This is a genomic window from Stenotrophomonas sp. 220_Sma (assembly GCF_056487375.1).
In genome coordinates this window covers 1,977,672-2,001,439 of record NZ_CM151348.1, presented here as the reverse complement: position 1 = coordinate 2,001,439, position 23,768 = coordinate 1,977,672, and the positions used below count along the sequence as shown (strand labels likewise).

General features: G+C 65.2%; 21 protein-coding genes. 9 read left to right on the top strand and 12 right to left on the bottom strand.

The window, feature by feature from the left end:
• Positions 1-48: 48 nt before the first annotated feature.
• The 9 genes from ACZLIB_RS09480 to ACZLIB_RS09440 all read right to left on the bottom strand — a co-directional run bounded on the left by ACZLIB_RS09480 (position 49) and on the right by ACZLIB_RS09440 (position 10,675).
• On the bottom strand, positions 49-1,023 hold the full coding sequence (locus ACZLIB_RS09480; RefSeq protein WP_478469694.1) for an ABC transporter substrate-binding protein: 975 nt from the start codon (positions 1,021-1,023) through the stop codon (positions 49-51).
• A gap of 16 nt (positions 1,024-1,039) precedes the next feature.
• Positions 1,040-2,785, bottom strand: coding sequence for an amino acid ABC transporter permease/ATP-binding protein (locus ACZLIB_RS09475; RefSeq protein WP_080291824.1), 1,746 nt, complete (start codon positions 2,783-2,785; stop codon positions 1,040-1,042).
• Positions 2,782-3,333, bottom strand: a complete 552-nt coding sequence (locus ACZLIB_RS09470) for a GNAT family N-acetyltransferase (protein WP_049399083.1) — start codon at positions 3,331-3,333, stop codon at positions 2,782-2,784. Before ACZLIB_RS09470 ends, ACZLIB_RS09475 begins: the two co-directional genes overlap by 4 nt.
• Positions 3,330-4,550 (bottom strand): M20 aminoacylase family protein, encoded by a 1,221-nt coding sequence (locus ACZLIB_RS09465; RefSeq protein WP_423162743.1) that lies wholly within the window; start codon positions 4,548-4,550, stop codon positions 3,330-3,332. Before ACZLIB_RS09465 ends, ACZLIB_RS09470 begins: the two co-directional genes overlap by 4 nt.
• A gap of 4 nt (positions 4,551-4,554) precedes the next feature.
• Positions 4,555-5,898 (bottom strand): LLM class flavin-dependent oxidoreductase, encoded by a 1,344-nt coding sequence (locus tag ACZLIB_RS09460; protein ID WP_478469692.1) that lies wholly within the window; start codon positions 5,896-5,898, stop codon positions 4,555-4,557.
• Positions 5,899-5,916: 18 nt separating this feature from the next.
• Positions 5,917-6,894 carry an MsnO8 family LLM class oxidoreductase gene (locus ACZLIB_RS09455; protein WP_478469691.1) on the bottom strand — a complete coding sequence of 326 codons (978 nt, stop codon included), beginning with the start codon at positions 6,892-6,894 and terminating at the stop codon, positions 5,917-5,919.
• Positions 6,895-6,908: 14 nt separating this feature from the next.
• Complete coding sequence (locus tag ACZLIB_RS09450) at positions 6,909-7,286, bottom strand: DUF3088 family protein (protein ID WP_219626372.1); 378 nt, start codon at positions 7,284-7,286, stop codon at positions 6,909-6,911.
• A gap of 142 nt (positions 7,287-7,428) precedes the next feature.
• The gene (msuE, locus tag ACZLIB_RS09445; protein WP_478469690.1) at positions 7,429-8,016 is read right to left on the bottom strand and encodes an FMN reductase; all 588 of its coding nucleotides are present in this window, start codon (positions 8,014-8,016) and stop codon (positions 7,429-7,431) included.
• Between the two features lie 82 nt (positions 8,017-8,098).
• The gene (locus ACZLIB_RS09440) at positions 8,099-10,675 is read right to left on the bottom strand and encodes a TonB-dependent receptor plug domain-containing protein (RefSeq protein ID WP_478469688.1); all 2,577 of its coding nucleotides are present in this window, start codon (positions 10,673-10,675) and stop codon (positions 8,099-8,101) included.
• A gap of 312 nt (positions 10,676-10,987) precedes the next feature.
• Here ACZLIB_RS09440 and ftrA point away from each other — a divergent pair, with 312 nt between their 5' ends.
• Together ftrA and ACZLIB_RS09430 are read left to right on the top strand one after the other, a co-directional pair.
• On the top strand, positions 10,988-11,989 hold the full coding sequence (ftrA, locus tag ACZLIB_RS09435) for a transcriptional regulator FtrA (RefSeq protein WP_478469687.1): 1,002 nt from the start codon (positions 10,988-10,990) through the stop codon (positions 11,987-11,989).
• Positions 11,990-12,085: 96 nt separating this feature from the next.
• A complete protein-coding gene (locus ACZLIB_RS09430) occupies positions 12,086-13,357 on the top strand; it encodes a hypothetical protein (protein ID WP_478469686.1) in 1,272 nt (423 codons plus the stop codon).
• A gap of 43 nt (positions 13,358-13,400) precedes the next feature.
• Here the strand turns inward: ACZLIB_RS09430 and ACZLIB_RS09425 are convergent, their stop codons facing one another.
• Positions 13,401-15,170: an oleate hydratase gene (locus ACZLIB_RS09425; RefSeq protein ID WP_478469684.1), complete on the bottom strand. Its 1,770-nt coding sequence runs from the start codon at positions 15,168-15,170 to the stop codon at positions 13,401-13,403.
• A 141-nt stretch (positions 15,171-15,311) separates the two neighbouring features.
• The gene (locus tag ACZLIB_RS09420; RefSeq protein ID WP_478469683.1) at positions 15,312-15,836 is read right to left on the bottom strand and encodes an N-acetyltransferase family protein; all 525 of its coding nucleotides are present in this window, start codon (positions 15,834-15,836) and stop codon (positions 15,312-15,314) included.
• 168 nt (positions 15,837-16,004) lie between these two features.
• Here ACZLIB_RS09420 and ACZLIB_RS09415 point away from each other — a divergent pair, with 168 nt between their 5' ends.
• The 3 genes from ACZLIB_RS09415 to ACZLIB_RS09405 are packed head-to-tail and all read left to right on the top strand — an operon-like array spanning position 16,005 to position 17,247.
• Positions 16,005-16,460, top strand: coding sequence for an SRPBCC family protein (locus tag ACZLIB_RS09415; RefSeq protein ID WP_478469682.1), 456 nt, complete (start codon positions 16,005-16,007; stop codon positions 16,458-16,460).
• Positions 16,461-16,471: 11 nt separating this feature from the next.
• Entirely contained in the window at positions 16,472-16,786 is a 315-nt protein-coding gene (locus tag ACZLIB_RS09410) for an ArsR/SmtB family transcription factor (RefSeq protein WP_005416268.1), read from the top strand.
• Between the two features lie 2 nt (positions 16,787-16,788).
• Positions 16,789-17,247: an SRPBCC family protein gene (locus ACZLIB_RS09405; protein WP_478469680.1), complete on the top strand. Its 459-nt coding sequence runs from the start codon at positions 16,789-16,791 to the stop codon at positions 17,245-17,247.
• A gap of 72 nt (positions 17,248-17,319) precedes the next feature.
• Here the strand turns inward: ACZLIB_RS09405 and ACZLIB_RS09400 are convergent, their stop codons facing one another.
• Positions 17,320-18,102: a 3-hydroxybutyrate dehydrogenase gene (locus tag ACZLIB_RS09400; protein WP_478469920.1), complete on the bottom strand. Its 783-nt coding sequence runs from the start codon at positions 18,100-18,102 to the stop codon at positions 17,320-17,322.
• Between the two features lie 153 nt (positions 18,103-18,255).
• On the opposite strand from ACZLIB_RS09400, the gene ACZLIB_RS09395 reads away from it, so the two are divergent.
• The 4 genes from ACZLIB_RS09395 (at position 18,256) to ACZLIB_RS09380 (ending at position 23,694) form a co-directional block, all read left to right on the top strand.
• Complete coding sequence (locus ACZLIB_RS09395) at positions 18,256-19,650, top strand: M1 aminopeptidase family protein (protein WP_478469679.1); 1,395 nt, start codon at positions 18,256-18,258, stop codon at positions 19,648-19,650.
• An 80-nt stretch (positions 19,651-19,730) separates the two neighbouring features.
• Positions 19,731-20,036, top strand: a complete 306-nt coding sequence (locus ACZLIB_RS09390) for a hypothetical protein (protein ID WP_478469677.1) — start codon at positions 19,731-19,733, stop codon at positions 20,034-20,036.
• Between the two features lie 101 nt (positions 20,037-20,137).
• Positions 20,138-20,488 carry a hypothetical protein gene (locus tag ACZLIB_RS09385; RefSeq protein WP_478469676.1) on the top strand — a complete coding sequence of 117 codons (351 nt, stop codon included), beginning with the start codon at positions 20,138-20,140 and terminating at the stop codon, positions 20,486-20,488.
• Positions 20,488-23,694, top strand: a complete 3,207-nt coding sequence (locus ACZLIB_RS09380) for a zeta toxin family protein (protein ID WP_478469674.1) — start codon at positions 20,488-20,490, stop codon at positions 23,692-23,694. The genes ACZLIB_RS09385 and ACZLIB_RS09380 overlap by 1 nt, the downstream gene beginning before the upstream one ends.
• The last annotated feature ends 74 nt before the right edge of the window (positions 23,695-23,768 follow it).

Below are 23,768 nucleotides of genomic sequence, written 5' to 3'. Positions count from 1 at the left end.
CAGTCGAGCAAGCTCGACTCTACAGGGGCGCGCCGGCCATGCCCGGCGTCAGAGCGTCGGCAGCCCTGGCGGGTTGGTCTGCGACTGCGGCACGGCCTCCTCGGCCACATTCCATCGCTTCAGCGCCTGCGCATAAGTGCCGCTGCTGATCTGGGTGTTCAGCGCCTGCGTCACCGCATCAGCCAGGCCGCTGCCCTTGCGCGTGGTCACCGAGATCGCCGCGGCGTTCGGCCAGCCACCGGGGAACAGGCCCACACGCCGCACCTTGCCATCGCGCGCCGAATAGGCACCAGTGGCGTTGGGCTCGAACGAGACATCGGCGCGCCCGGTGATCACCGCCAGCCGCCCAACCACGGCGTCATCGAAGTACTGGTACTCCACCGGCTTCAAGCCAGCGGCGATGTTCTGCTGGTCCCACTGGCGCAGGATCTGGTCCTGGTTGGTGCTGGCGCCGACCACCACCTTCAGCCCGGCCACGTCAGCCGGCTTTTCAATCTTCTGGATCGGCCCATCAGTGCGCGTATAGATGCCGAGCAGGTCGTAGCGGTAGCTGGAGAAGTCGAACTTCTTCTTGCGCTCTTCGGTAACCGTCACATTGGACAGCACCGCATCGTACTTGCCTGATTCCAACCCCAACGGCCAGTCCGCCCACGCCACCGGCACGATCACCAGCTTCAGGCCCAGCCCATCGGCGATCAGCCGTGCGATGTCCGGCTCGATGCCGACCACGTCCTTGCTGTCGGTACCATAATCGGCCAGCGGCAGCTGCCCCGGATGGGTGGCCACGGTGAACGTACCGGGCGTGACAAAGCGATAGTCGGCCGGGATCAACGCCTGCGCCTTCGGATCGAGCGTGCCCTTCAGGATGGTGGTGTTCGCACCCGCCAGGCTGGTTGCGGCCACGGTGCCGGTATCCGGCGCCTGACGCACGCGCGAGTAGACGATGCCGGCGATGCCGATGACCAGCACACCCACGATCAACAGGGTGCTGCGTGAGGGGCGACGCGGTGCTGCAGGGCTCATGGTCTTCCTTCCGGGGTTACAGGGTCTTGGCCAGAAAATCGGCGGTGCGTTGCTGGCGCGGACGTTCGAACAGCGCCTCGGGCGTGCCCTGCTCGATCACCCGGCCCTGGTCCATCATCACCACGTGGTCAGCCACGCGGCGGGCGAAACTCAGCTCATGGGTGACGATCACCAGCGTGGTGCCGGAACGGGCCAGCTCCTCGATCACGCTGAGCACTTCGGCCACCAGCTCCGGGTCCAGTGCCGAGGTCGGTTCATCGAACAGCAGCACCTTCGGTTGCAGCGCCAGTGCGCGGGCAATCGCGATGCGCTGCTGCTGGCCGCCGGACAGCTGGCGCGGGAAGGCATCGGCCTTGTCGGCCAGGCCGACCCGTTCCAGCAGCGTGCGCGCCTGCTGCTCAGCCTGCGCACGCGGCACGCCGCGCACCGCGATCGGCGCCTCGATGATGTTCTCCAGCGCGGTCAGGTGCGGGAACAGGTTGAAGCCCTGGAACACCATGCCCACTTCCGCACGACGGCGGCGGATCTCACGTTCGGGCAGCTCGTACAGGGTGTCGCCATCGCGGCGGTAGCCGATCAGCTGGCCGCCGACGGTCACGTAACCGCTGTCGGCACGTTCCAGGTGGTTGATCAGCCGCAGCAACGTGGACTTGCCAGCGCCGGACGGGCCGATCAGCACCGTCACGCTGCCAGCGCGCAGGTCCAGGTTCACGTCTTCCAGCACCGGCTGGTCGCCGAACACCTTGCCCACACCATGCAGCGATACCGATGCCCCCTCGCCCGCTTCAACCTGCGCGGCGATGCGCGGGCGATTGACCACGCGCGGTGCAGCCTCACCTGTGGCGCGCCTCGGTGACGAGACACGCGATACCGAACGCTCGCGCTGCAGTTGGCCGCGCGCAAAGCGCTGCTCCACGCGCCGCTGCAGCAGCGACAGCACGGTCAGGATCACCAGGTACCAGACCGTGGCCACCATCAGCAGCGGCACCACTTCCAGGTTGCGCCGGTAGATCACCTGCACGGTGTAGAACAGCTCGGGCAGCGCCAGCACGTAGACCACCGAGGTGCTCTTGGCCAGGCCGATCACATCGTTGAACGCGGCCGGCAGGATCGAACGCATCGCCTGTGGCAGGATGATGCGGCGCACCTGGCGACCACGGGGCAGGCCAAGCGCGGCCGCAGCTTCGTACTGGCCGTGGTCGACCGAAAGAATGCCGCCACGGATCACCTCAGCCGAGAACGCGGCTTGGTTCAAGGTCAGGCCCAGCACTGCGGCGGTGAACACACCGATCAGCTGCGTGGTCGGGTACGAAAACAGGCTGATGCCGGTGAAGGGAACCCCCAGTTCGATGGTGCTGTACAGGTAGCCCAGGTTGTTCAGCAGCAGCAACAGCACCAGCAGCGGGATCGACCGGAACAGCCACACATAGCCCCACGACACCGCCGACAGCAGTGGCGAGCCGGACACGCGGGCCAACGCCAGCAAGGTACCCAGCGCGAATCCCAGTCCGGTACCCAGTGCGGTCAGCAGCAGTGTGCGACCCAGGCCTTCCAGAACCGGGCGTGCGAAGAACCACTCAGCGAAGGTGCCCCAGCCCCAGCGCGGATTGCCCAACACTGACTGCAGCCCGATCAGGATCAGCGCCAACGCGAGGAGGGTTCCGACCACCTGCAGCGGATGCCGGGCCGGCACGATCTTCAACGCCGGGGTTGGCGCCGGGCGTGTGGCAATTCCATCCAGCGCGGTCGAAGGCGTGCTCATGCGTGGGCTCCGTGCAGCACGGTCTGTGATGGCACAACGGCGGGTGCCGATACGCCCAGGTGCTTCTCGAACGGCAAGTGGGCGATGGATTCCGGATCGGCCTCCAGATCGAACAGCGCGGTGTAGCCGTGGCTGAGGTACAGGCCGACGGCTTCAGGCTGACGGAAGCCGGTGGTCAGGAACACCCGCCGGTATCCTTGCCGCGCTGCCTGGTCTTCCAGCTCCTGCAGCACGCGCCGCGCGATGCCCTGGCGGCGCAGCCCTGGCAATGTCCAGATGCGCTTGAACTCGGCGGTGTCCGGATCGCGGTGCGGCATGAAGGCACCGCCGGAGATCGCCACACCATCGCGCAGCAGCAGCACGAACGCACCAACCGGTGCCGCGAACGCCTGTGCCGGGTAGCGCTGCAGTTCCTCGCGGGCGCTGCCGCCGATGCGTCGACGCACGTCGGCGTAGCGGCTGTCGTACTCCTGTTCCAGTCCATCGAACAGTGGACGGGCCAGTGGATCGTCCACCGAGGTGTAGAGAAAGCGTTCGTTGCTGCTCATGCCACGTCCTTCACCAGATAGTCTTCAGCCAGCCGCGCCCACAGGCTGGCGGCGGGTGCGATGGCGGCGTCGTTGAATACATAGCGCGGGCTGTGCAGCGGTGCGCTGTCGCCGTTGCCGACGAACACGAAGCTGCCGGGCCGCGCCTGCAGCAGGAACGCGAAATCCTCACTGGCAGTGCGCGGCGCGAACTCCGGCACCAGCTGCTCGCTGCCGAAGCCCTGCACGGCCACGTCGCGGATGTAGGCGGTCTGCTGCGGGTGGTTGATCACGCTCGGGAAGCCACGCGGGAACTCGATCTCCGCGCGCGCGCCGAACGCGGCGGCGGTCTGCTCGGCGACCTCGGTAACACGGCGCCGCAGGGTGTCACGTACCTCGGGCAGGTAGGCGCGCACGGTCAGCTTCAGCTCCACTACGTCCGGGATCACATTGGCGGCCTGCCCGCCGTGGATCGAACCGACGGTGACCACGCCCATCTGCCGTGGATCCACATTGCGCGAGACAACGCTTTGCAGCGCGGTGACGATATGCGCCGCCGCCAGGATCGGGTCGACACTGCCCTGAGGCTCGGCGCCATGACCGCCCTTGCCGATCACCTTCAGCCGCGCCCAGTCCACCGATGCCATCGCCGGGCCATCGACGAAGCCGAAGTGCCCCACCGGCACACCCGGCCAGTTGTGCAGGCCATAGATCGCATCCACCGGGAAGCGTTCGAACAGGCCGTCGGCGATCATCTTCGAGGCCCCCGAACCGGTTTCCTCGGCCGGCTGGAACACCAGCTGCAGGGTGCCGTCGATGCGGCCGTGATGGGCCAGGTAGTGCGCCGCAGACAGCAGGATGGCGGTATGCCCATCGTGGCCGCAGGCATGCATCAGCCCCTCGTTCTGGCTGGCGTAGGCCAGGCCGGAATCCTCATGGATCGGCAGTGCATCGATGTCGGCACGCAGGCCGAGGCGTCGGCTGCCCTGCCCGCGCTGCAGCGTGCCGACCACGCCGGTGCCACCGAGACCGGTGGTGACCTCATAGCCCCATTGCTGCAGCAGCTCAGCCACGCGTGCGCTGGTGCGGTGCTCCTCGAAAGCCAGCTCCGGGTGCCGATGCAGGTCATGGCGGATCGCGATGGCGGCCTCGGCGCGTGCCGCGATCTCCGGCAATACGCCCGTCGTTTGGGAATTCCGCCGGGCATGGCCCGGCGCTGCCGCGTATTCTCCGCTCATCGCCTTACCCTGCCTTCCGCGCCGGCTCGGCATCGGTCGCATGGCGGCTGGCCTTGTACGGCAGGCCCAGATGCGCTCGCAGCGTCTGCCCTTCCAGCTCACGCTGGTGGTAGCCGCGCGCCTGCAGGATCGGCAGCACCTGGGTCACGAAATCGTCCAGGCCTTCGCGCTGTGCCGCGAAACCGAGGATGAAGCCGTCGCTGGCACCAGCATCAAACCAACGGATCAGCTCGTCGGCCACATGTTCCGGCGTACCGATGAAATTCGGTCGCGGGCTCACCGCTTCCAACGCCACCTGGCGCAGGCTCAGGCCCTTCTCACGTGCATCCTGCTTGATGCGGTCGGTGGTGGAACGGAACGAATTGCTGCCGATGTCACCCAGCTCGGGGAACGGCGCGTCCGGATCGTACTGGCTGAAATCGTGGTGGTCGAAGAAGCGCCCCAGGTACGCCAGTGCATCCTCCAGCGTGGCCAGTGCGGCGATCGCCTGGTACTTGGCTTCAGCCTCCTCCGCGGTGCGGCCGACGATGGGGCCGATGCCCGGGAAGATCTTCACGTCATTGCCGCTGCGGCCGTGGGCGATCGCCGAGTTCTTCACTTTCTGGGTGAACGCGCGGGTCTCCTCCAGCGATGGCGAATGGGTGAACACCGCATCGGCGTACTTGCCGGCCAACGCAATGCCATCATCAGACGAACCGGCCTGGAAGATCACCGGCTGTCCCTGCGGCGAGCGCTGGATGTTGAGCGGCCCCTCCACCTGGAAGAAGCGTCCCTTGTGATCGAGCCGCCGGAACTTCTCCGGTGCGAAGAACGTGCCGCTGTCGCGCTCACGCACGAAGGCATCGTCATCCCAGGAATCCCACAGCCCTTGCACTACGTCCAGGTACTCGTCGGCGATCTGGTAGCGCAGCGCGTGCTCCGGGTGCGGGCGACCGTAGTTGCGCCCCGAACCCTCCAGCGGCGACGTCACTACGTTCCAGCCAGCGCGACCGCCGCTGAGCAGATCCAGCGAAGCGAACTGGCGGGCCACGGTGAACGGATCGCTGTAGGAGGTCGACAGCGTGCCGGCCAAGCCGATCTTCTTTGTCGCCGTGGCCAGTGCCGACAGCAGCGAGATCGGCTCGAAGCGGTTGAGGAAGTGCGGGATCGACTTCTCGTTGATGTACAGGCCGTCGGCCACGAAGCCAAAGGCGATGCCGTTGTCCTCGGCGGTACGCGCGATGTCGATGTAGAACTGCAGGTTAACGCTGGCATCGGCCGGATTGGAGGGATGCTTCCAGGCATGCATGTGGCTGCCAGGACCCTGCAGCATGATGCCGAACGGAATGTGGCGCGGGGTCGTGCTCATGGGAATCGCTCCTGCAGGTCAGGCCACCGCCGCGCGCGGCGCGGGCGACAGCAGTTCAAGGGATGTCAGGCGTGCATCAAGGTCGGCCACCGGCGCATCGAGGATGAACTCGCCCACGCCGAAGCGCCGGTGCAGCGCATCCAGTTCGTCACGCACGTGCTGCGCATCACCGGACAACACGCTTGGGCGCGTTTCCTCGATGCGGAAGTCGGCCACGCCCACCTGCCGCGCATACTCGGCAGCTGCTTCGGGGCTGGGCAGGTTTACCGTCTGCCCGGGACCGAGGTGCAGCTTGTAGACGCGCAGCGCACCGATATGACGCGCTGCGGCTTCGGCAGTTGGGGCGGCGAACGCCACCGTGGCCAGCAGCGGTGGCTGCGAGGAGACGCTGCGGTAGGCGTCGAACGCAGCTTCGATGTGCTTCGGGTCACCATCGAAATGCGCGGCATAGACAAAGCGCCAGCCCAGCTCGGCCGCCTGCTGCGCGCTCTGCGGGCTGGCCCCGAGCAGGAAGCGCTCCGGTGCCTGCTGCGGAACCGGCCGTGCCAGCGCCTCGGTGTCCGCCCCGGACAGATAGCCTTCCAGGTCGCGCAGTTGCTGATCGAAGTCGGCGAACGCCGGGCGCCCGGCCGCCAGCGCGGCAGTCGAGGCCGGCAGGCCACCCGGGGCCTTGCCCACGCCCAGATCGACGCGCCCTGGCGCCAACGCCGCCAGCAGGTTGAAGTTCTCCGCCACCTTGTACGGCGCGTAGTGGCGCAGCATCACCCCGCCACTGCCGATGCGGATGCGCCGGGTCTGCGCCAGCACCCACGCAGCCAGCACTTCCGGTGCAGGGCTGGCCAGCGTCGGCGCAGCGTGGTGCTCGGCAAACCAGTAGCGGTGGTAGCCCAGCTGCTCGGCGCGCTGCGCCAGCTGCAGGCTGTTGCGCAGCGCCTGCTCCGGCGAGGCACCTTCGGCCACCGGGCTCTTGTCCAGCACGCTGATCTGATAGCTCATGGTCACGTCCTCGCTCAGGGGTGGGCCACGGGAATGCCGAGCAAGCCGTTCAACGCGGCCAGGATCGGCTCGGCACCGGAGATGTACTGGCGGTCCTGGTGCGCGCCACTGGCCAGTTCGCTGCGCACGCCCTGCGGCAACACCAGCTTGGGTAGTGACTGGTCCTGCTCACCGATCTCGGCAATCACCTCGCGGCGCGGCCGCGCGAAACCGATGCGGCGCACGTCCAGCTGCGCGTCCAGGCCATCGATGCTCGACAGCGCGCCCTCCAGCAACAGGCTGTGCCGGCAGAAAAAGCGCTGGCCGGGAATCTGGCCGTCCTCGAATTCACGGTCGAGCAGGAACAGGATGGGTTTGCTTGCTGCGTCGAAAGTCACAGGGGTCGTCCTCATCGGGGCCGGCAATGCGATGCCGCTTCGATATCGATGCTAGAGATGCCAGCAGCCACAGCAGCGACGGCTGGCGACAATCGGCGGTCAGATCCGGCCACGCAGATGCGGCGTAGCCATAAGCAAAGCGCCGCCGGTTATGGCGTCAGGCAATACGTCGCAGCGGCGCCGCTACCGTCAGCGCCTGCGCCTGCGTGGCCAAGTGCCCGGCCGCACGCTCGGTCGCCAGTTCGATGCGCGCCTGCAGGGCCGCGCTGCTGATGTGCTCGCCTTCGAAGTCGGCAGGCGTGGCATACACCCCGATCGGCAGCGTGTGCGCCTGCAGAAAACTGAACAACGGCCGCAGCTGGTGATCGATCACCAGCGCATGGCGCTCGCTGCCGCCGGTCGCTGCCAGCAGTACCGGCACATCCACCAGCGCCTCCAGCCCGATGAAGTCGACCAGGTGCTTGAACAAGCCGGGATACGAGCCGCGATAGACCGGCGCTGCGACCACCAGCAGCTCCGCCGCCTCGATGGTCTGCAGTGCCTGTTCCACCGCCGGCTCCGCCTCGCCACGCGACAGCGACTGGCCCAGCGAACGCGCGATCGGCGCCAGCTCCACCAGCTCCACGCTGGCGTGCACCCGCTGCTGCAGCGAGTCCAGCAGATGCCGTACCAGCAACAACGTGCGCGACGTCGCCGAGCTGGTCGGTGACCCCACCAATGCAACCACCCTCAATGCAGAAGACATGAACTGCTCCCGTATGGAGCCGAGCCATGCTCGGCTGCCCTTCGCTTTTGTAGAGTCGAGCCATGCTCGACTGCTTCCCACCTCAGAACCGGTAACTGACCCGCCCGTACCAGTACGCACCCACATTGCTCAGCACATCGCCGCTGTCCCACGTGGTCTCGATACTCGCCACATCGGTGGCACTGCGCGCGTACTCCGGCACCTTGCGGGTGCGCTTGTCGAACACGTTGTTGATGCCCAGCGCCGCACTCCAGCCCGCGCCCAGCTCCACGCCACCGGACAGGTTGGTCACCAGCACCGGCGGCTGCTTGTATTCCACGCCGTTGTTCAGGCGCTTGATCGGGCCGTAGTAGGTGAAGTCCAGATTCGAGCGCCAGCGCCCGTTCTGCCAGCCAAGCCCTGCCACCTGCGTATAGCTGGGCGTGCGGAAGCGCAGCGCGTACTCGCTGGATCTGGTCAGCAGGTTGATGTTCGGCAGCCCCTGCAGCGCCGCCGGAATGTCGCTGACCTTCTGGATCGTGGTACGGCCGACGTTGGCCGCGTAGCTCCAGCGCAGCTTGCCCCACGCGGTTTCCTGGTTCGCCTCCAGGGTCAGCTCCACACCCCGTGTACGGGTATTACCCACGTTGGTGAAGTAGCTGGCGTAGAACGCATCACCCGGCAGGATGCTGATGCCGGCTGAACCCAGCAGTGCGTCGATGGTGTTCTTCTGCGCCGCGCTCAGCACCGTGCCGCTGTTGTCGGTGACGCGCGCCGGATCCTGCGCGTTGTAGCCGATCTGGCTGGACTGGCCGAGCTGGCCGCGGATGTCGATCTGATAGGCATCCACCGCCAGATGGAACGCCGGGCTCGGGTCCCAGGTCACGCCCAGGCTGTAGTTGGTGGCCTTTTCCGGCTTCAGCGGTGTGGCACCCAACGCAATCGCCGCGGGCGAAGACACCTGCGCCACCAGCGTGGTGCCGCACGGGCAACTGCCGGTGGCCTGGTAGAACTGCGCACCCAGACTGGGCGCGTGGAAGCCATTGCTGACCGTGGCACGCACACCCAGCGCGTCGGTGAAGTCGAAGCGCGTGGTCAGGCGGCCGGTGGAGACACTGCCGAAGTCGGAGTGATCTTCCCAACGCGCGGCTGCATCCAGATACCAGCGCGAGGTGATGTTGGTGGCCGCACCCACGTACACCGCCTTGCTGTTGCGGGTAGCCTTCACCGCATCGGCGGTGGAATAGCCGACGAAGGCTGCAGCGCCGAAGCCGGTATACGACTCCCACTGCCCTGCTCCACGCTCGTACTGTTCGCGCTGATACTCGGCGCCCGCGCTCACCTCCAGCGGCGAAGCAAATGCCGCCACCTCGAAGCCGCGGCGCAGGTCCAGGTTGGCGATGCCCTGCTGGTAGTCCAGCTTGCCGTCATAGAAGTCGGTGGGTGAACCGGGATACGGCAGCGAGTAGTTCACCGAGTTACGCGTATAGGTGCGCACGGTGCTGCGGTTGCCGGTCAGGCTGGCGTCGTAGTCCCAACCCGCGATCTGGCCTTTTACCCCGGCCGTACCGGTGTACTGCTTTTCCTTGGTTTCCAGCACCGGCAGGAAGCCATCGGGAAACACGCTCAGAACGCCGGGAGCCCTGTAAGTGGTGAAGATGGTCGCCGGCAGACGGAAATTCTGGATCGCCTGTGCGGTGCGATCGCTGGCCGTAGCATTGGCGTAGAACTGCGCGCTCTCGCCCAGGCCATGGCCCACGTTCACCGCGAAGGCCTTCAGCGCATAGGACGGCGAGCTGAGGATGGTGTTGGCCTCGGCATTGCGGCTGGCCTCGGCCGGATTCGGCGTGGCACCTGCTGGCAAACGATTGTTCGGCCGCAGCGCCACCAGATTGCCGCTGCCATCCACTGCCGGATAGCTCAGGTAGCCGTCGATGTAGCGACGAGTACGGATCGCATGATGCTGGCGGGTGGTCTCGCCGGAGAGGTTGATGAAGCCATCCTCGCCCCACGGCAGGCCGACGTTGGCGCGCACGCTGGTTCGCGAACCATCACCATCGGTGCTCTGCCCGCTCTCCACCGACACATCACCACCGTGCGCCTGCGACTTCAGGATCACGTTGACCACGCCGGTGATCGCGTCCGAGCCGTAGATGGCGGAGGCACCATCACGCAGCACTTCCACATGGTCGATGGCCGAGACCGGAATCAGCGCCAGGTCTGCCCACGCATGGCCGGGGAAGCCGCCCCCATTGGCACCGCTCACATAGGCACTGGCATTGCGGCGCTTGCCGTTGACCAGCACCAGGGTGTAGCCCGGCGACAGATTGCGCAGCTGGTAGCCGCGGATCAGGCTCTCCTGGTCGCTCTGGTAGCCGCCGATCTGGCTCAGCGACGGCAGGCTGCGCTGCAGCGCTTCCAGCAGGTTGCCCTGGCCGGTGGCGGCAAGGTCTTCGGCGGAAATCACATCGATGGGCGTGGAGCTGTTCTTCACCGTGCGCGTGCTGGTGCGTGAGCCGGTGACCACCACCGCATCCAGCGTGGAGGCCGCCACATTGGCGGTGGCTGCAGTGGTGGCAGGGTCCGCATCGGCTTCCGCCGCATGGCTGGGCGATGCAGAGAGGGCGGCCGCGATCAGGACGGCAAGAGTGCTCAGGACTGGGGCGTAGGCGGCAGGCATGGGGGCTCGTGGGGGTGGGCCGGAAACACGCTTCCATTCAAGGGCCTGTTCACCCACCGCGACAGGCGGGATCGCGTCACCCAACCGTAATATCCGGCCACCCACATGACTGCTGGTAATGACGTTAGGCGGCAGCGCCGGTGCACTGCTCTCTGTAGAGCCGAGCCCACGCTCGGCTCAATGCCGGACGAAGCCCATTCAATTGAGCCACAAAGAGCAGCCGAGCATGGCTCGGCTCTACATACCCCGCAGGCATCACCTCATGCCCGCGCACCACTCTGCGCCACGCACCACCACCCGTAGCATCAGGCCATGCACAGCCCTTCCGCCGATCCCACCGCACCACTCGTCGCCATCGTCGCCTGCCACGGCCAGGGGCTGTTCGAGTTCGGCTGTGCGGTCGGCCTGTTCGCACCGATACGGCCTGAACTGGGCGTGGCCTGGTACCGCACCCAGCTGTGCGCCGGCGAACCCGGCGCACTGCGCATGCTCGGCAGCACCCAGGTGCAGCTGCCCTACGATCTCAGCAGCGTCGATGACGCCGACATCATCGTCATCCCCGGTTGGCGCGAGCCCAGCGAGCGTCCGCCGCAGGCACTGCTCGATGCACTGATCCGCGCCCATGCACGCGGCGCACGCATCGCGTCGATCTGCTCCGGTGCGTTCGTGCTGGCCTGGGCCGGGCTGCTCGATGGCCGCGAGGCCACCACCCACTGGCGCCTCACCGAAGCGCTGGCACGCGAGTTCCCACGCATCGATGTGCGCGAGGATGTGCTGTACGTGGACACCGGCAGCATCATCACCTCGGCCGGCTCGGCCACCGGCATGGACATGATGCTGCACATGGTGCGCAAGGATTACGGCGCGCGCGTGGCTAATCTGGTGGCCGAGCGATTGGTGCTGGCACCTTGGCGTGATGCCGGGCGCAGCCAGCGCGTCAGCCGGGCCATCCCCAACGGCGAGCCCACGCGGTTGGCGAAGCTGATGGAGTGGATGCGCCGTAACCTGCGCGAGCCACATTCGCTAGGCAGCCTCGCCGAGCAGGCCGCACTCAGCCAGCGCACTCTGCAACGGCAGTTCCTGGAAGCCACCGGCCTGTCGCCCATCGATTGGCTGATCCGCGAGCGCGTGGCCTTCGCGCGTGAGCTGCTGGAAACCACCGACCGGCCACTGCAGTGGATTGCCGAGCAGGCCGGCTTTGGTTCGCAGGAATCATTCCGTCGGCACTTCCGTGGTCAGGTCGATGCCAGCCCCACCGAGTACCGCAGCCAGCATCGCAACGGCATCAGTGCGGACCGCCTGGTCGGCTGCTGAGCCCCGGGTAATGCCGGCCCCTGGCCGGCAGGCAAGGCCCCCCGCCCTCTTCGTCGACGACTTTCCACGCCATCACCACCACTGCACTATAGGGGCATGCCCCGCACTGCCGACGGACCGGTGATGACCGACAGCCCCTACAGGACCTACCGCGTCGGAATCGGCGTATCGCTGCTGTTGGCGGCACTGATCGCCACGCTCTCGTTGATTGCCGTGTCCAGCCCCAACCTGGGTTGGGGCGTCGTGGCGCTGGCCACCATCGCGATCTGGGTCGCCGTCCCGTTGCTGCTGGTGCTCGTGCTGGCCTGGCTGCGCTACATGGTGCGCCAGCGCGGGCAGGTACCGGGCCGCATACACGTGCTGATGTTCGTGCCAACCGCCGCCGCCATGCTCATCATTCCACTGTGGCACGTCCTGCAAGGCAGTGTGGACAGCCTGGCCGGCGGCTCACGTGTGTCCATCGCCGAGCTGCACGTCAACCTCAGCGGGCAACCCCTTTGGCTGGACACCTCGCCGTATGCATCCACCGGTTCTGGCGCTGGCCCGGACCTGCCCATGCAGGGCGAAACGCCCCAGCGCTTCCTGGCCTTCCACCGCTACCCCAACCCGCAGTCCGATGCAGACAGGTCCTTCCCGTATGAACAAGCGCGCCTGAAGCCCTCCGTCGACCACTACCGCTACGCCACACCGTCTGGAGATCGCGCCGTCACCGATGTGCCGCTGGTCCGTCGGCCGTACCCCGAGCTTGCGTCATTCAATGCGGCCTGGCGACGCGCGGGTACACCCGAGCTCGTGCATATCTACTACCACTACAGCGATCACGTAGAGGTCGCGCCCGCACTCGCACGCCTCAGTGGCTTCACCACCGATGATCTGGAGCGCAGCCGCTTCGAAGGCCTGACGCTGTTCAAGATCCACAACTACAGCAGTGCGCCCATCCTTCGGGTGGAAATCAATGGCCTCACACTGGACATCGGCGACGGGGCCATCGCGAACATCCCGGAAGCGCCCCGGGATTGCACGGCCTACGGCTACCCGGTCAGCCCCGCGCTGTTGCCGCTCAACCTGCCCCTGCAGGTACGCTGGCAGACTGCAGACGCGCCGACGCGGTGGCACAGCGCGCGCGTGCAGGTGCCCGCGTTCCGGCAGCCGCAGCCACTGCACGGGCAGTCCACATTGCAGCGCGTCCTGCTGTACATGCTGCCCGATGACGCGCTGGCCGCCGAACGCTACGCCGAAGTGTTTGACGGCGATTCGCGGCGCGGCATCAAGGCCACTGGCCTGCCAGCCAGCGCTGCCACCTACGCGGTGTGTGGCAGCGCGAGGGCGACCTATGGCGAACGAGCGGGTACCGTGCTGGCCGACTGATCCGCGGTGTTGCCGGCGCGTTCCCCTCCACGCTGACGCACGCTCAGTCCTCCTGCACCAGCTTGAACTCGCGCAGCAGGCCACCGATCTGGGTCTTGTCCAGCTTGTTCATCAGCAGGTTGCGCAGGAACGCAGGCCCGGGAATATCCAGCGCCTTGCCATCGCGCAGGCGACCGGTCGCCGCCAACAGCGAGCGCACGTCATAGGTGGAATTGAACACCTCGGGCACACCGCGCTCGATACCTAACAGCGTGTACACCGCTTCCATCGGTGTGCGCACCGAATTCTCGGTGGTGAAGATACAGTCGCGCTGCTTCGATTCGGCGAACTGTCCGATGAAGGCGAAGTTCACCGCACCCTCCGGCACCACGTCCGGCCGATCACCGGCTTGGCGTGGCATGAAGAACGCGGTGATGTACGGCATCATCACCGGCACCGTCTTCGCGCCGGTCGCGGCCAATTCGTCGATCTCCTCCACCGGCACGCCCAGGTGGTACAGCCACTCGCGGGTGACCTCTTCGCCGGTGCAGTCCTGCATCGGCTTCTTCACGTAGTCTCCAGGCGTATCCACGAACAGCGAATACACCCAGACCACGATCTGATCCTTGGGCTGGTTCTTGAAATGCGGCTGGCGGTTCACCGTCCAGCTCATCAACCAGCGCGAATCGCGCACGCTGACGATACCGCCGGTCACCACCTTGCCACTGAACGGGTCGCGCTTGGCGATCTTCTGGATGTAGGCCGGAATGCGCGCATCCAGCGTGGTCACCGTCGCCGACTCCCACTTGGTCTGCGGAATGTGCGCGCCGAACACGTCCGGGCGGCCGAATGCGGGATCCCTGGCGGCAATGCGTCGCCACAGGTCCCAGGCGGGTGCCGGTCCCTCGTTCAATCGCGCAGCCGTGTGGTGATCGCCATTGTCCGAGTTCTCGGTCAACGAACCGATCGTCATGAACACAAGGTCATCCGCGCTCAGATCCGCGCCACCGGCTACACCGTCACGCGTCCAGTGGATGCGCGTGGCCTGCTTGCGGCCGGCCGCCAGATCGAAGTCGACGTCGGTCACCTCGGTGCCGTACTGGAACACCACGCCGTGGTCCTGCAGCCACTTCACCAGCGGCAGCACCAGCGATTCGTACTGGTTGTACTTGGTGAACTTCAGCGCCGAGAAATCCGGCAGGCCGCCAATGTGGTGGATGAAGCGGTGCAGGTACAGCTTCATCTCCAGCGCCGAATGCCATTCCTCGAAGGCGAACATGGTGCGCCAGTACAGCCAGAAGTTGCTGTCCAGGAAATCGCGGCCCAGCACCTCGTCGATGCGCTTGTTCTCCATCTCCTGCCGGGTGGCCAGGAACAGCGCGATGATGTCCTTCTGCGCCTGCTCGCTCAGCGTGAACAGGCCGTCGGTGTGCGCATCTTCGCCGCGATTGATCGTGGCACGCTGCAGCGAATAGTTCGGATCATCCTTGTTCAACCAGTAGAACTCGTCCAGCACACTGGCATCTTCAATCTCCAGCGACGGAATCGAGCGGAACAGATCCCACAGGCACTCGAAGTGGTCTTCCATCTCGCGGCCGCCGCGGATCACGAAGCCCTTTTCAGGCACCTTCAGGCCATCCAGCGCGCCACCGGGAATCTGCTGCTGCTCGAGAATGGTGATGCGCTCACCGGCCATGCGGCCGTCGCGCACCAGGAACGCGGCGCCGGCCAGCGAGGCCAGGCCCGAACCGACGAACCATGCGCGCTTGCCGTCGACACCGGCGGGCTTGCGCGGGCGCGCAAAGGCTTCGTAGTTGCCACTGCTGTAGTACATGCGTTGCTCCTTCCTGGAGGGGGTCATCAGGAACCCACAGTGGAATGACACAGCCATTCCATGCAGGTCATGCCCCTACTCTAGCGCCGAACCGATGTACCGTTTCCTGCACACAGGCTGCGACCGAGTGACGCAGCCACGTCAGAGCTGTCGCCCCAGCAGCATGCCCGGCCAGCCATCCACATTGAACGGCGCGATGCGCGTGTAGCCGCAGGTCTCATAGAAGCGCACCAGATCACCGTTGCCACCGCCGTAGCAGTCCACACGCAGATGGTCGAGCCCTGCAGCCCGCGCCTGCTCATCGGCAAAGGCCATCAGGCGGCGGCCGATGCCACGCACGCGCGCATCACGCGATGCCACCAGTACCCGTACATACAGTTCCGGGCCGGTGGGCGCAGGCACATAGGGCATCGACTCGCCCAGCGCAAGGAACGCGCGCACCACGCCGTGCTCGTTATGGGCAACCCATGCACCGGGCAGCGCGCAGGCATCGGTCACCTGGGTGATCCGGCGCGGCATCGTGGACCACGGCTCACTGCCCCATTGCTGCACATTGCCGATCGATACGAACCATTCGATGACTTCGTCGAAGAGCGCCAGCACCGCAGGGGCATCGGCCTCGCTGGCGCGGCGGATGTTCAAGATTTCCTTTCCAGCTTCAGTCATGCCTGCACTCCTTGACGTCCCGTAGATCCAGTAGTGCCAGGCCATGCCTGGCAGGTGCCCAGTGTGTTGATCCAGCCCCCCCCGTCCACCGGATTTGACATGCAGGCATTTACCTGCATATAGTCCACTCAAGGGCGGCGCCTGCCGGCCCATCGCGAGGAACCTGCAATGGTGGATATCGCACACAGGGTCGGCATCAAGGCCCCCGCAAGCCAGGTGTACCAGGCGCTGGCCACCCCCGAAGGCGTCGCCGCCTGGTGGGCTGAAGACATTCATGGCGACCGCGTGGCCGGCGGGACGGTCAAGGTTCGCTTCACGAACAACGGCCAGGAAATCGGCGCCATGGAAATGAAACTTGAGCAGCTTGTTCCAGGCGAGCTCGTGCTCTGGCAGTTCGTCGCCGGCCCTGCTGAATGGATCGGCACCCACGCGCGCTTCGTGCTGAAACAGGAAGGTGACTACTGCATCGTCCTGTTCACCCATGGAGGCTGGAAGGAACGCGTCGAGTTCACCTCGCACTGCAGTACCAAGTGGGCGGTTTTCCTGCTCAGCCTCAAAGCGCTGGTGGAATCCGGCAAGGGCCAGCCCAACCCACACGACATCAGGATCGACAACTGGAATTGAAGACGCCCCGCATGAATGCAGACAAGGTGTTCAAGGCATTGGCCGATCCCACGCGCAGAACGCTGCTGGATCTGCTCTGCGAAGACAACGGGCAGACGCTCGGCCAGCTGTGCGAGCACCTGGACATGGCCCGGCAATCGGTCACCCAGCACCTGGGCCTGCTGGAAGACGCCAACCTGATCAGCACCGTGCGCCGTGGCCGCGAGAAGCTGCACTTCATCAACCCGGTGCCACTGCACGAAGTCTACGAGCGCTGGGTACGCAAGTTCGAGCAGCAGCGCCTGAGCCTGCTGCATGACCTGAAACGAGAACTGGAAGGAGAATGACGATGTCCGCAGAGTCCACCCGCTTCATCCACGTGATCTACATCGCCTCCACGCCGCAGAAGGTGTTCGAGGCCATCACCCGCCCCGAGATCGCCAGCCGCTACTGGGGCCACGAGAACGTCTCGGACTGGAAACCCGGCTCGCGCTGGCAGCATGTGCGCGCCAACGAAACGCGCTCGGTCGAGTTGGTCGGCGAAGTGGTGGAAAGCACCCCGCCCTCGCGGCTGGTCATCACCTGGGCCGCCGCCTCGCAGGCCGACAACCCCGCTGCCTACAGCCGCGTCACCTTCGACATCGTGCCCTACCAGGACATGGTGCGGCTGACCGTCACCCACGACGAACTGGAACCCGGCAGCGGCATGGATACCGGCATCCGCCAGGGCTGGCCGATCGTGCTGTCGAGCCTGAAGTCGATGTTGGAGACCGGCAAGGGATTGGATGTTTTTGCGAAGCCGCAGTAAACGGCTGCGTCGGGACGACGCCGCAGGCGCCTTGGCTGCTGCGGCGTCGGCAATGCGGCCGATGCGGGTCCGCTAGCGGGCGGTCCAGCCACCATCGACCGGCAACGCCGTGCCGGTGATCTGCGCCGCCGCGTCCGAAGCCAGGAACACCACCACCTCGCCCAGCTGCTCGGGCGTCACGAACTGCAACGAAGGCTGCTTCTCGGCCAACAGCGCGCGCGCGGCGGACTCTTGATCCGTGCCTTCGCGCTCCGCCAACGCAGTGATCTGTTGCTCAACCAGTGCGGTTCGCACCCAACCTGGGCAGATCGCGTTGGCGGTAATGCCAGTGCCCGCATTCTCCAGCGCGGTCACCTTGGTGAATCCCACCACGCCGTGCTTGGCCGCCACGTAGGCCGACTTGTTCACCGAGCCCACCAAGCCGTGCACGGATGCGATGTTGATGATGCGGCCGGCGCCCTGCTGCTTCATGTGGGGCAAGGCCGCTGCCGTTGCATGGAACACCGCCGAGAGATTCAGCGCCAGGATCGCATCCCACTTCTCGACCGGAAACTCCTCGATCGACGCGGTGTGCTGGATGCCGGCATTGTTCACTAGGATGTCGATGCGCCCCATCTTCGCAACGGCGTGGTCAATCATTCCGCGCACCGCCTCACCACGGGACAGATCGGCGCCGTCATGCACCACCTGCACGCCGAACTCGGCTTCCAGGTTGGAACGGATGCGTTCGATCTCCGCCGCATCGCCGAAGCCATTCAGCACGATGTCGGCGCCTTGCCGCGCCAGCGCCGTGGCAATGCCAAGACCAATACCGCTGGTGGAGCCGGTAACCACCGCAACCTTTCCAGAGAACATGGGTGAGCTTCCAAGGGGCGTAGGTAGGCAGTGTAGCCCTCTGGATCCACCGCACGCTTGGATCAGTAGATCCACGCCATGCGTGGATGCTGCCCCTCGGCAAAAATCCACATCCCCCCCTATATTCACCCCAATCCACCCATGGATGGCCCGATGAACCCCTGCAAGGCCCTGCTGCCCGCCGTTGTTGCCGCACTGCTCGCCCCTGCCATCAGCCAGGCCGCGCCGCCTGCTCAAGACGCCACACCGCTCACCACCGGCAGCGTGCGGGTGGATATAGCGACCGGCCGCGTGGAAGGCAACGTCTGCGTATCCAGCCGACCTGCCGAATCGATGGGCTCGTTCGTGCTCAACGCCGGCCTGAATGTCGCACGGGTCACCGATGGCAATGGCGCGCCGCTGGACTTCGAAGGCTGGTACGACCCCGGCGTGGATGGCGAAGCACGCGTGTACACCGTGGCCAAGCCACCCGCCACGCTCTGCGTGCAGTACGTGGGCGCCTTCCCGGTCTACGCCCGGCACGATGCCCCGACCGACTTCAAGGGCCTGATCGCCTTCAACGGCGACAGCGCCCGCTTCACCGAACAGTCCGCATGGCTGCCGCAGGCGTTCGATCCCAAGGCCCGCGTGCGCAGCAGCGAAAGCCGCTACGACCTGCAGGTGGACTGCCGTGGCTGCCGCTTCCTGTATCTCAACGGCAGCCCGGCCATCGAAGGCGCGCAGGGACGATTCCGCAGCGACAAGGCGCGGCCGATCCTGCTGTTCGGCGGCAGCGGCCCGATCACCCGCACTGCGCAGGTCACGATCCTCAATGAGACCCTGCCCGCGGCCAAGGTCGAGGCACTGTCCAGCACGGTACAGAAGATAGCCGACGTGCACAGCCGCTACATGGGCGTGCCGCTGGTCGACCGCCCCACCTTCCTGCGTATGGTCACGCTCAACCAGATCGAGCGCGACCGCGAGGGCAGCGAGTGGGGCTTTGCCACCTGGCCGACCATCGCCATGAGCGGCAGCATCGGCAACGTCGCGGATTCGCTGATGGCCGGTGGCGAGAAAGCCGAGCGACGCGTGCAGTACATCGCGCATGAAATGGGCCACTACTACTTCGGTACGCTCAACCGTCCGCAGGGGCCGTACTTCTGGGTGCTGCTGGAATCCAGCGCAGAGTTCCTGTCGATCAAGGCGCTGCGTGAGATCAGTGGGGATGCCGCGGCGGATCGCTACATTGCGCGACTGCAATCGGCCATCGAAATGCAGGAGAAGCCGCTGCCGGCGTTCGATGCCATCGACGGCAACTCGGATCTCGGCGAGGTGTATCGCTACGTCTATGCGCCCTTGCTGCTGCTCTCGTTGGAGAAGCAGGTGGGCGAAGCGAAGATGCAGGCCTTCATGCGCGGGCTGCTGGCCGCGCCTTCGCCGAGGAACTGGTCGGAGCTGCAGGCCATTGCGATGAAGGCCGGCATCGATGCCAAGGCCTGGGAGCCTTGGCGGGCGACATGCGTGGCGGGCGGCAAGTCAAGCTGTAGATCCACGCCACGCGTGGATTAACTGCCTCAGCGTCCGCATGTTTGAATCATCCAGCAGCCATGGCTTCCTCATACCCTCCTGTTCCAGCCAAGCCACGTGAAATGCATAAGGACTATCCGGAACATATCGAAAAGCTGCTGAGGGCCCTCAATTCGGTAAAGGACAGAAGTACCCAGTCCATCCCGCCCTATGAAGCCGCAGTCTGGCTACTGGTGGACCACCTCAGTGGCTTTATTTCCGAAGCGCGAGCTGAACAGGCAACCGCAGAAGCGTCGGGCGACCCCGAAGCCATTGCCCAGGCTCAAGGAAAGGAGAGGCTCATGTCCTTCGCCAGGTCCGGCGGGATTGGTATGCTCAGGCTCGGCGAACTCAGAGAGTACTTCGACCTTCATTCAAGAGGCATCTAACGACGCCTTCCGATAGTCAGAAGCCACAGATGGCATTGAACTTGCCATTACCAGTACAGATACTCATGAAAACGTGTCAGACCGCTGAATAGGTGTCGACCATGCTTCAAGCCACTCCTCCAGTTCCAGCCAAGCTCCGCGAAATGCTCAAGGGCTATCCGGAGCATATCGAAAGACTGCAGGCAGCTCTCAATCGATCGGTTGAACGATCGCGAAGAGTTCCGCTGATGCCGTTCGATGACGCAATCTGGGCCTTGGAAGGGGTGCTCGGGGCGTTCATCATGGAAGCTAGCGATGAGCTTGAGGCTGCGGAGACGTCGGGCAACCCAAAGGCAATAGCTGAGGCCAATGAGAAAAAACGACTGATGTCGTTCGCCAGGTCCAAAAACATTGGCATGGCTGAAATTGACGATTTGTGGGAGTACTTTCAAGTCAACTTCAGAGGGACCTGATGGCTTCCACCACTAACCCTCTTTCGCCTGATTTGCACCAGCAGATTCTATGGGAACAGATCATTCCCAAGAGCGGCCTGGATAGCCGCACGTCATATGAAAATCCCCAGGCAGTGATACTCGCCGGTCAACCTGGGGCTGGCAAGGGTGGCCTAGCAGGTCAGGTTCGGCGGGAACTGCACAACGATGTCATCACTATCGATCCCGACGCACTACGTGACGAGCATGAGTACGTTCGGAGTCTACGCAAGCAATATCCTTACACTTGGGCAGGCCACACGCACGACGACGCCAGCCAGTGGGCCAAGGAACTACGATCTTCAGCAATCGATGGTCGCAAGAACCTCATCCTCGATACTACACTGGGCAATGGTGACAGCGCAGTCGCCTTGATCAGAGATCTACAAGCAAATGGCTATGAAGTCGAGATTCGGGGAGTTGTAGCGCACCGGCTGGAGAGCGAGCTTGGTGTCGATAGACGTTTCACGTCTGACTTGGACTTGGTCGGCTTCGGCCGCTACGTCCCCGAAGACGTACGCAAACACGTTTACGATGCCCTGCCCGGCAATCTGGACAAGGTCCAGGCCGAGACCGGCATCCAGATTCGACTCTACGGACGCGAAGGCGCTCAGGTCTACGACAGCCATAGCGATACCCGTCTGCCGGGCGCAGCACTGGAAGCCGAACGCGAAGCTCGGCTGAAAGACCCTCGAATCACCCAAACAGTGCGCGATGGCTGGCGCGCACAAGGCCGGTGGCACGCCGAACTTACGGACACCCTGCCGCTCAACGACAAGGTCAGTCCACCAACAGCAGCAGCCGTTTTCGATGAGCGCGCAACGCTCAAGGTTGTTGAAGGCATAACGCCCAACATCCAGGAAGCCCGCGGCATCGACCACACCATCCGCGTGCGTCCAAACATGGTGCGGGGTGCCGTCATCGGTGGCGCCGCAGCGACCGTCCTTGAAGCCGCCACGGAAGGAACAAAGATTGCCGACCTGTACGCGCACGACAACCGGACGGGCGCGGAAGCCGCGCTGCTGGACTTCGGTGCACGCAGTGTCGGCGGCTGGACCGGCGCGGCGGTGGGCGCCAAGGTCGGTACGCTGCTGGGCATCGAGTCCGGCCCTGGCGCCATTGTCACCGGCATCATTGGTGGCGGGTTAGGCGCCTGGGGTGGCAGTGAGATCGTCGATTGGATCGAGAAGTACCAGATCAACAACCAGGCCGACAGCACCGGCAAGATCTGGACGTTTGATCCGGCGAACCCTGAAAAGGGCTGGACGCACAGCGAACGGGAAATCATAGGCACCGTCGGCACCCTTGCGGATCGCCCGATCTACGGCGCAACCACGTTGCTTACCGCCGATGCCGAATTGACCCAGCAACTGAACTACCAGGCCTCAAGCCGGGCCGTCGGGCTGCGGCTGTCCGAGCCTGATCAACCTATCAATCCCTTCAGCATTGCCGGCGACGCCAGCGATACACCCAGCGCCCTTCCGCGTTCCTGGGAGCGCAACCCGGAGAATGGCGAATGGCGGCGCGAGGTCGTCCATCAGGTCCTCGAGCACGGCATCAAGAACACCACAGTAGAAGTGGCCGACGCCACCAAGGCTGCCCAGCTTGATGAAGCCGCACAGGGCATCATGGCCTTCAACGCCGCCCGAAGCTCAGCCGCCTTCGCCAAGCAGTACGAACAGGCCTACATCGCACAGGGCTGGTCTCGATATGGAGCGATTCCGGACGAAGTGATCTGGGCCCAAGACCATCCCGATCACGTACTGGCATCCGATGGACGCACCTATCAGCGCCAAGGCGATGGCGAGTGGCTGCATGACGGCTGGATCTACGATTCGCTGGCCGAGGGCAACGTCCGCGACGAGTTGAACAGCACCTACCCACAGATTCGCGCCATTCAACAAATGGAGGCGCCCGTACCCAGTGCCCACGAGCGTCGTATCGAGGCACTGACCGTCAATGAGCGCGATGCCCACGACCAGGCCATGCAGGAAGCCAATCGACTGGGTGTCGCTGCACCGCAGGCGCAGCAGGTGGCCGCCGCTGCCGTGGCTGAGGTTCGCGGCGAGCACGCCGAAGAGCGCCTGACCCCGCAAGCGGTGATCGATGCACGCACCGATGGGCAGGCGGCACTGTCGCCCAGCGCGCCGCCTCTGGCGCAGGAACATCGCTCCCCTACGCCTGCAGCGCCAATGCCATCGGATCGTGCGGAACCCGTAGAGGAACCGGCTCGCCGCGAAGCGCCACGGCCGGAGCCGACCTCAGTCGCAACGCCGCCGGCATCGAAAGAGTCAAGCGAGCGGCAAGCGCATACCGAGGCAAATCCTCCCGCGCACCCGACGCCGGCTGCCCCTGTGCCGTCATCCGGCACTCCCCCCGCTGAGCGATCTCCCGCCCAGCCGGAAGTGAGTACATTACCTCCGCCGGATGTCGAGCACCCCGATCCCAAGCAGGAGGCCGTTGCGACTCACACCCACTCCTCGGTCTCGTCGATCCAGACCGAAGTGGCTGACGCCGCGCCGGTTACTGCTCGCCTCCACGAATTGGAAGCAACGCCCGCGCCGATCCATTCGGAGTCAGGCGTTCCAGCCAACCTCGCAGCAGCCGAGCCCGCTGCACCCGCACTGGCAACAGACGCCGCGCCCAAGGTCTCGGAGCAAGAGCCTCTTTACACGTCGCCACCCGTGGAAGCACCGGTAGCACCGCCCCCGAGCGCAACGGCCCAGCGAGAACCCGAAGCACCGCCCGCGCCCCTGCTACCCACCCAGCCTGAACATCCCGATCATGCCCTCTACCAGCAGGTGCGCGAACGCATAGCCACGTTGGATGCAAAGCACGGCCGCACGTTCGACGAAGCCAGCGAGCGCATGACTGCCAGTTTGCTGGTGCTGGCAAAGGACAATGACCTCGACCGCGTCGACCACGTGCTGCTGAGCAACGCCACCGCGGACAAACCCGCCGGTCATACTCTGTTCGTGGTCCAGGGCGAGCCCAGCGACCCCGCACACCAGCGCGCCGCAATGCCGACCGAATTGGCTGCACAGACCTCAGTTGAAGAATCAATGCAGCAGTTCGACGCAGTCAGCCGCGAAGCACAGCAGCGCGCCATCGCCAACCAACTCGAACAGCAGCTGGAAGATCAGCGCGCGCAGCACGATATCCAGATACGCGCCGCCAGCATGGGCTGAGTGGGCGAGACACGCGCGAAATCATTCACAACAACCCGCCCTCCTGGTCCCTCTGTTTGCCAATCGGCCTATTG